The organism is Deinococcota bacterium (assembly GCA_030858465.1).
In the GTDB taxonomy this organism is placed as follows: Bacteria; Deinococcota; Deinococci; order Deinococcales; family Trueperaceae; genus JALZLY01.
In genome coordinates this window covers 1-6,974 of sequence record JALZLY010000049.1, presented here as the reverse complement: position 1 = coordinate 6,974, position 6,974 = coordinate 1, and the positions used below count along the sequence as shown (strand labels likewise).

Here is a 6,974-nt window from a genome sequence, read left to right as displayed (position 1 = left end):
CTGCAGGTCTATGTTGATGGCCTCGATCTCGCCCTCGCGCCGGGCACAGGGAGCGCTCGCGCTCCCCGGCGCGCCCCCTCCCGACGCCGAGGAGCTGGCGCGGCTCTACCGGCTCCTCGTCGCCGGCGGCAGCCCTCGCGCTGCGGAGCTGCTGGAGGAAGCCGCCGAGCTCGGCCTCGTCCTCACGCCGAGCCGTGAGGAGGCGCGGGCGGAGCTCTTCCGGGAAGGGGCCGAGGCGCCGCGCACGCCCCACAACCTGCCCCCGTCCCCGACCTCCTTCGTCGGGCGCGACCCGGAGCTCGTCGAGCTCACCCGCCTCCTCGCCGAGGCGGACACGCGGCTCGTCACCGTCTTGGGCGCAGGCGGTGCCGGCAAGTCGCGCCTGGCCTTAGAGGCCGCCCGCCAGGAGCTGCGCGGGGGGCGCTGGGAGGGGGTCTATCTCGTCGCGCTCGAGGCGCTCGTCGCCAGCGAGCTCATCCCCACCGCCATCGCGCGCGCTCTCGGCCTCAGTCTGCCGGGCCGGGGCGAGCCGCTGGCCGAGCTCGCCAGAGCGTTCGGCGACACGCGCCTCCTGCTCGTCCTCGACAACTGCGAGCACTTGCCGGAGAGTACCGAGCTCGTCCGCCGGCTCTTGCAGGCCGGCGCCGGGGTCAAGGTCCTGGCGACCTCGCGGGCGCCGCTCGGCCTGGCCGAAGAACAGCGCTTCATACTGGAAGGCCTGCCCGTACCCGATGCCCTGGGGAGCCCTGAGGAGGCGCGGAGACAGGAGGCCGTCCAGCTCTTCTGGCAGCGGGCGCGCCGCGCCAAGCTCGACTTTGCGTTAACCACGGAGGCGCTGCCCGCCGTCTTAGAGCTTTGCCGCCTGGTCGAAGGCTCGCCTCTCGGCATCGAGCTGGCCGCCGCCTGGGTGCGGCTCATGCCGCCTGAGGACGTCGCCCTGGAACTGCGGCGCGACCTTGACCTGCTGACGGCGGCGCACGGCGCGCCCGCCCGCCACCGCAGCCTGCGCGCTACCTTCGACTACTCCTGGCGGCTCCTGACGGAAGCCGAGCAGGCTGCGCTCCGCAAGCTCTCGGTCTTCGAGGGCGGCTTCAGCCGCGCGGCGGCCGCGGAGGTGGCGGGGGCAACGATTCCTTTGCTCGCCGCGTTCGCCGACAAGTCGCTCTTGCGCGTGCAAGGGGACGGCCGCTTCGACCGCCACCCGCTCGTCTACGGCTACAGCCGCGAGAAACTCGCCGCGCAGCCCCAGGAAGAAGCTATGGTACAGACCGCCCACGCGCGCGTTTTCTTGCGCCTGGCCGAGGAGGCCGAGGCCGAGCACCGCGGCGCAGAGCAGGCGCGCTGGCTCGAGCGGCTCGAGAGGGAACAGGACAACTTGCGCGCTGCGCTCCGCTGGTCGCTCGCGGGCGGCGCGCCCGAAGTCGGTCTCAAGCTGGCGGTGGCGCTCTTTCACTTCTGGTACTACCGCAGCCACCTGCACGAGGGCGGGCAGTGGCTGGAAAAGGCGCTCGAGGTGGCCGAGCGTGACGAAGCCTGGGCGCCGCTGCGCTCGCGGCTGCTCTCCGCCGTCGGAGCGCTCGCCGCGTCGCTCGAGGACATCGTCGCGCAAGCCTTAAACGCGTCCAGCCCGCTTCGCAAGCGCCCTGGCTAGGACGGTAAGCATGGCGGCGGTCCGGCTCTTGCGTCCATGTCATGGTAGGGTGAGGAGGTTTTCATGACGCTTACCCCCGAGCTTACGCTCGCCGCTGGCGAGCGCGACACCCTGGGCGAAGGTCCCATCTGGGACGCGAAAGAGAGTTGGCTCTACTGGACCGACATCGAAGAAGGGCGCTACCACCGCCTGCAGCCGCATACGGGCAAGAGGGAAACCTTTGCGGTCGGCGTCAAGGTGGGCGCGATTGCCCTGCGCGAGGGGGGCGGCCTACTGCTGGCGACGCAGGCGGGCTTCGCCTTTCACCGGCCCCAAGCGGGCGCGGCACTTGAGGTCGTCCATAACCCCGAACCCTCACAGGAGACGCGCTTCAACGACGGCGCCGCCAGCCCTGAAGGCCGCTACTGGGCGGGCTCCTACGGCGCCGACGCCAACAGCCTCTACCGCTTAGGCCCCGACCTCGAGGTTCACCAGATGGGCTCGGGCTACGGCGTGCCCAACGGTATCGGCTGGAGCCTGGACGGTAAGCTCATGTACTTTACCGACTCGGACGCGAAGACCGTCTACGCCTTCGACTACGATACGGCGACGGGCGACATCGACAACCGCCGCCCCTTCATCCACAAGCCGGACGCCCGGGGCGTGCCCGACGGCCTCATCGTCGACGCCGAGGGATGCATCTGGAACGGCTGGTTCGGCGGCTGGCGCTTGGAGCGCCACGACCCGGACGGCAAGCTCGAGCGCGTTTATGAGATGCCGATGGAGAGCCCCACCAGCCTGGCCTTTGGCGGCGCGGGCTTGGACACCCTCTACGTCACCTCGGCGAGCCGCGATTTGGACGAAGGGGCGCTCGCCGAGCAGCCGCTGGCGGGCAAGCTGGTATGCTTTTCGCCCGGCGTCAGGGGCCGCGAAGAGCCCCGGTTCAAAGGATGAGTACGGACATGACCGAAGCGCAGAAGGTGCTCGCCGACGAGTTGGCCGAAGCGCGGGTGCAGGCCCGCACGCTCCCCGCGCCCTCGATCAGAGGGCTCGAGCTTACCTTCGAGGACGCCTACGCGGTTCAAGGCGAGCTCTCGAGGCGCTTGCAGGAGGGCGGCTATAGGATGATAGGCCGCAAGATCGGCCTCACCAACCAGGCGGTCTGGCCCGCCATGGGCCTGGACAGGGTGATCTGGGGGCCGATGTACGACAAGACGGTGCAGGACGCTCCGGAGGACGCCGGGGCGAACAGGGCGACCCTGCCCCTCGACCTCTTCGTCCAGCCCCGGCTCGAGCCCGAGATCGTGTTTGGACTTCGGGAGGCCCCTCCCGTAGAGAAGGACGCCGAGGCGCTCCTGGCAGCCGCCGAGTGGGTCGCCCTCGGTTTCGAGCTCGTCCAGTGCCACTACCCCGACTGGAAGTTCACGCCCGCCGACGCCGTCGCCGACTACGGCCTGCACGGCGCGCTGGTGATCGGAGAGAGGCAAGCGCTCGAGGGCAAGAGGCTGGGCAAAGTGGCCAATGCGCTGCGAGCGCTCGAGCTGACGCTCTACCAAGGCGGCGAGGAGGCGGCCACGGGCGCGGGGAAGAACGTAGTCGGCTCTCCCGCCCTGGCGCTCGGCTGGCTGGCGGGAGAGCTTCAAGGCGAAGAGGACGCCCCGAAGCCAGGTGAAGTAGTCACCACAGGCTCGCTCACCGCGGCGATGCCGGTCGAGCCGGGCCAAAGCTGGCGGGCGGAGCTCAGGGGCCTGGACTTGCCCGCGCTCGAGCTGAGCCTCGTCTAGATCAGGGCACAAGCAGCCGGCCCCGTCGCGCCGAATCGCATCACGCCTTGAAGCGAAGCGCTTAGAATGAGGCCAGGAGAGCTATGACGGCGCCCCAAGTCATCTTCGCGACCCCTGGCCCCTTGCGGGGAGGGCCGGCGTGAGCCTTTTGGAGCGCCTCCTCAGGATCGGCTTTCCCAGCTCGAACTGGCAGGAGGATGCGTATAGGCGGCTCGAGCTCGATCTCTCGGCGGAGACGCTCTGCGGCGTGCCTCTGGGCGCGGAGATGGATGCGCTCTCCTTTCTCGGCGTGGCCGAGGACCGCCGCCTCGCCCACCAGGGTACGCTCGTCTACTTTCGGAGGGGCCTGGTCGTCACCATCCGCGCGGCCAGGACGGCGGGCTATACCGCGGTCTTCGAGCCGCCGGGCGAGGGCGACCCCGACTACATCCAGCCCTTTGCGGGCGTCGTCTTCTCTGGGGCCCGGGTGCTCGGCCTGAGTGGCAGCGCGACGGAAGAAGCTGTCACCAGCCTGTTCGGCGTCCCCCAGGAGCGCAAGCTCTACGAGGAGGGTAGCGAACTAGGCTACGAACGAGGAGACACGGTCATGGACGTGAAACTGAACCCGGAGGGCAGGCTGGCCTCGCTCTACCTCGGCCTCGCCTGATGCCCTACGTCAACATCAAGATCACCAGGGAGGGCGCCAGCAAGGAGCAGAAGGCCGAGCTCATCCGCGGCGCGACCGAGCTGCTCGTGCGGGTCCTGGGCAAGAACCCCGAGACCACCGTGGTGGTGATCGAGGAGGTCGAGACTGACAACTGGGGCATCGGCGGCGAGAGCGTGACGCTGCGGCGGCGGCGCGAGTCGGCGGAGGACGAGGGCTGAAGTCAGCTTGAAGGTGGCACCGCCCCTAGGCAAAGCGCTCCTGCCGCTCCGTCACCCTGTCGATCAGGTCGCGCTTCAAGCTCACGCCGATGCCCGGCCCCGCGGGGATGGGCTGCACGCCGTCTACCGCGTCGAGGAGCGGCTCGACGAGGTCCTCGTCCCAGTAGCGGCTGGCGCTGGCAGTGTCGCCGGGCAGGGTAAAACCCTCCAAGGCGCTGAGGTGCAGGTTGTGGGCGCGCCCCACCCCGGTCTCGAGCATCCCCCCGCACCACACCGGCGCGCCGAAGCTCACCGCCACGTCGTGGCTGCGCCGCGCCAGGAGGTGGCCGCGAAGGCGCCCCACCTTGATGTTGATGACCCGGCCCGCGCCGAGCTGCAGGCCCTTGCGGGCGTCCTCGGGCGAGTGGATGGACTCGTCTAGGCAGATGGGCGTGGCCAAGAGGCGCTGCAGTTCGGCGTGGTCGACGAGGTCGTCGTGCGCCAAGGGCTGCTCGATGTAGTCGAGGCCCAGCTCGTCGAGCTCCCTAAAGACGCGGGCGTCGGTGAGCCGGTAGGCGCTGTTGGCGTCCACGGTCAAGGGCGTCTCGGGCAGGGCCTCGCGCACCGCCCGCAGGGGCGCTACGTCCCAGCCGGGCTTGATCTTGAACTTGAGGCGCTTATAGCCCTGTTCAACGTGGGCCTGAGCGAGCTCCACCGTCGCCGCTACGCTCTCCTGGATGCCCAGGGACGCGCCGACGGGGTGCCTGGTGCGCGTGCCGCCCAGCATCACCCAGAGCGGCAGCCCGGCGGCCTTGGCCTGGAGGTCCCAGAAGGCGGTCTCGAGCCCGGCTATCGCCATGTTGTGGCCGCGCACCGCCCTGACCGCGTCCAAAAGCTGCGCCGGGGTCGCGAAGCTCTTGCCGACGACCTGGGGGATGATGTGGTCCTTGAGCGCGCCCCAGCAGGTGTCCACCGACTCGTAGGAGTAGCCGGGAAAGTTGCCGGCGGTGCATTCGCCGTAGCCCTCGAGTCCCTCGCCGTAGACCGTCACCAACAGGCGCCGCATGTCCTGCTCGACGCCAAAACTCGTCTCGAAGCGAAAGCGTAGCCTGACTTGCACCTCGCGAAGTTCGATGCTCTCCAGTTTCACCTTTACCTCTCTTTCCGCGCCCAGCATACCCCGTCGCCCGAGCCGAACTGCTAGGCTTAGGCGGATGAAAGCGTCACCACCTGACACCTCAAAAGAATTCTGGCGCGTCAGCGTCCGCTCCTTTTACCTGCCCGACCGCTCGCAACCGGAGTTGCACCGTTTCCTCTTCGGCTACACCATCACCATCTCCAACCGGAGCACCGAGCGCGCCCAGCTCATCGACCGCCACTGGCTCATCACCGACGCGCTCGGCCGCACCCAGGAGGTGCGCGGCAAGGGCGTCGTCGGCGTTCAGCCCGTCATCGGCCCCGGCCAGAGCTACGAGTACAGCAGCGGTTGTCCGCTGGCCACGCCTTACGGCACCATGCGCGGCGGCTACGGCATGCTTGACGGGCGCGGCGAGCGCTTCGAGCTCGAGGTGCCGCTGTTCGTTCTGGGCGAGCCGGAGGGGCGGACGCTCAACTAGCCCTCGTCCACAGCCGTGGCCGCGTTCCCCGTACTGCAACGCGCGTCACCCGCCAGTCCAGCCAGGCGCGGCTACTCTGGCGCGGGTAGACTGGAGCCATGCGACTCGTGACCACCCGCGACGGCAGCAAGACCCTCTACAGCGAAGGCTACGGCCAGACCTTTCACTCCGACCGGGGCGCCTTGAGCGAGGCCAGACACGTCTTTCTGGAGGGCTCGGGCGTGGCCGCGCGTCTCGCCTCAAGAACGCCCACCAGGGTGCTCGAGGTCGGCTTCGGCAGCGGGCTCAACTTTCTCCTCAGCGCCGACCTGGCCCTGAGCTCGGGCGCGGCGCTCTACTACTGCGCGCTCGACAAGAGTCTCGTCGACGCCGACACGCTCACCCGCCTGGGCTACCGTGACCTGCTCGCCCGCGGCGCCCTCTTCGACGCGCTCGTCCAGGGACTCGGTGACCTGAACGCCGTGACCGGGCGGCGGCTCCTCGCCGTCCAGCCGGGGGTAAGGCTCGAGCTCCTCCTCGGCGAGGCGACCCTTCAGGCCCTGCCGGGGGCGGCTTTCGACGCCGTCTACCAGGACGCCTTCAGCCCCGACGCCAACCCCGAGCTGTGGTCGGAGGACTTTTTGAGGCGGCTCTACCAGAGCCTAAAGGAGGGCGGCCGCTTGAGCACCTACTCGGTCAAGGGCGAGGTGCGGCGGCGGCTTGAGGGGCTCGGCTTCTCCGTAGAGCGCCGCCCCGGCCCGATAGGCGGCAAGCGCGAGATGCTGGTGGCGGCCAAGCCGCGTTTTCATGGGTGACCCCCTGTGGGATGTCGCGGTGGTCGGCGCGGGCGTCGCGGGCTGCACGCTCGCCTTCGAGCTCGCGGGGCGCGGCCGCAGCGTGGCCCTGCTCGAGGCCGGGCGCGTAGGCGCGCAGGGCGCCTCGTCGGTGCCGCTGGCGCTGTTGAACCCCAACCGCGGCCGCAGCGCCAAGGCCAGTTCTTTCGACCGGCGCGCGCTTCAGGCGACCTGGGCGCTGATTAGCGCGCTCGAGGCCGAAGGCTTCGACTCCGGCGCCCACCGCACGGGCGTCTTGCGGGTAGCTTCGAGCGCGCGGCAGGCCAGG

General features: G+C 69.7%; 9 protein-coding genes. 8 read left to right on the top strand and 1 reads right to left on the bottom strand.

Annotated features, from left to right (window positions below; all coding sequences use genetic code 11):
- The 5 genes from M3498_02565 to M3498_02545 all read left to right on the top strand — a co-directional run.
- On the top strand, nt 1-1,651 hold a 1,651-nt coding region (locus M3498_02565), incomplete at its 5' end, for an NB-ARC domain-containing protein (GenBank protein MDQ3458179.1).
- Between the two features lie 63 nt (nt 1,652-1,714).
- Nucleotides 1,715-2,584, top strand: a complete 870-nt coding sequence (locus tag M3498_02560) for an SMP-30/gluconolactonase/LRE family protein (protein MDQ3458178.1) — start codon at nt 1,715-1,717, stop codon at nt 2,582-2,584.
- A gap of 8 nt (nt 2,585-2,592) precedes the next feature.
- Nucleotides 2,593-3,414: a hydratase gene (locus tag M3498_02555; GenBank protein ID MDQ3458177.1), complete on the top strand. Its 822-nt coding sequence runs from the start codon at nt 2,593-2,595 to the stop codon at nt 3,412-3,414.
- A gap of 139 nt (nt 3,415-3,553) precedes the next feature.
- Nucleotides 3,554-4,060, top strand: a complete 507-nt coding sequence (locus tag M3498_02550; GenBank protein MDQ3458176.1) for a hypothetical protein — start codon at nt 3,554-3,556, stop codon at nt 4,058-4,060.
- Nucleotides 4,060-4,278 (top strand): 4-oxalocrotonate tautomerase family protein, encoded by a 219-nt coding sequence (locus tag M3498_02545; GenBank protein ID MDQ3458175.1) that lies wholly within the window; start codon nt 4,060-4,062, stop codon nt 4,276-4,278. The genes M3498_02550 and M3498_02545 overlap by 1 nt, the downstream gene beginning before the upstream one ends.
- Nucleotides 4,279-4,303: 25 nt before the next feature.
- Here the strand turns inward: M3498_02545 and menC are convergent, their stop codons facing one another.
- Nucleotides 4,304-5,407 carry an o-succinylbenzoate synthase gene (menC, locus tag M3498_02540; protein MDQ3458174.1) on the bottom strand — a complete coding sequence of 368 codons (1,104 nt, stop codon included), beginning with the start codon at nt 5,405-5,407 and terminating at the stop codon, nt 4,304-4,306.
- 64 nt (nt 5,408-5,471) lie between these two features.
- Between menC and apaG the strand changes: the two genes are divergently transcribed.
- From apaG to M3498_02525, 3 genes are all read left to right on the top strand, one after another.
- Nucleotides 5,472-5,873, top strand: a complete 402-nt coding sequence (apaG, locus tag M3498_02535) for a Co2+/Mg2+ efflux protein ApaG (GenBank protein ID MDQ3458173.1) — start codon at nt 5,472-5,474, stop codon at nt 5,871-5,873.
- 98 nt (nt 5,874-5,971) lie between these two features.
- Complete coding sequence (mnmD, locus tag M3498_02530; GenBank protein ID MDQ3458172.1) at nt 5,972-6,667, top strand: tRNA (5-methylaminomethyl-2-thiouridine)(34)-methyltransferase MnmD; 696 nt, start codon at nt 5,972-5,974, stop codon at nt 6,665-6,667.
- On the top strand, nt 6,660-6,974 hold a 315-nt coding region (locus M3498_02525), incomplete at its 3' end, for an FAD-binding oxidoreductase (GenBank protein MDQ3458171.1). The genes mnmD and M3498_02525, both read left to right, overlap by 8 nt.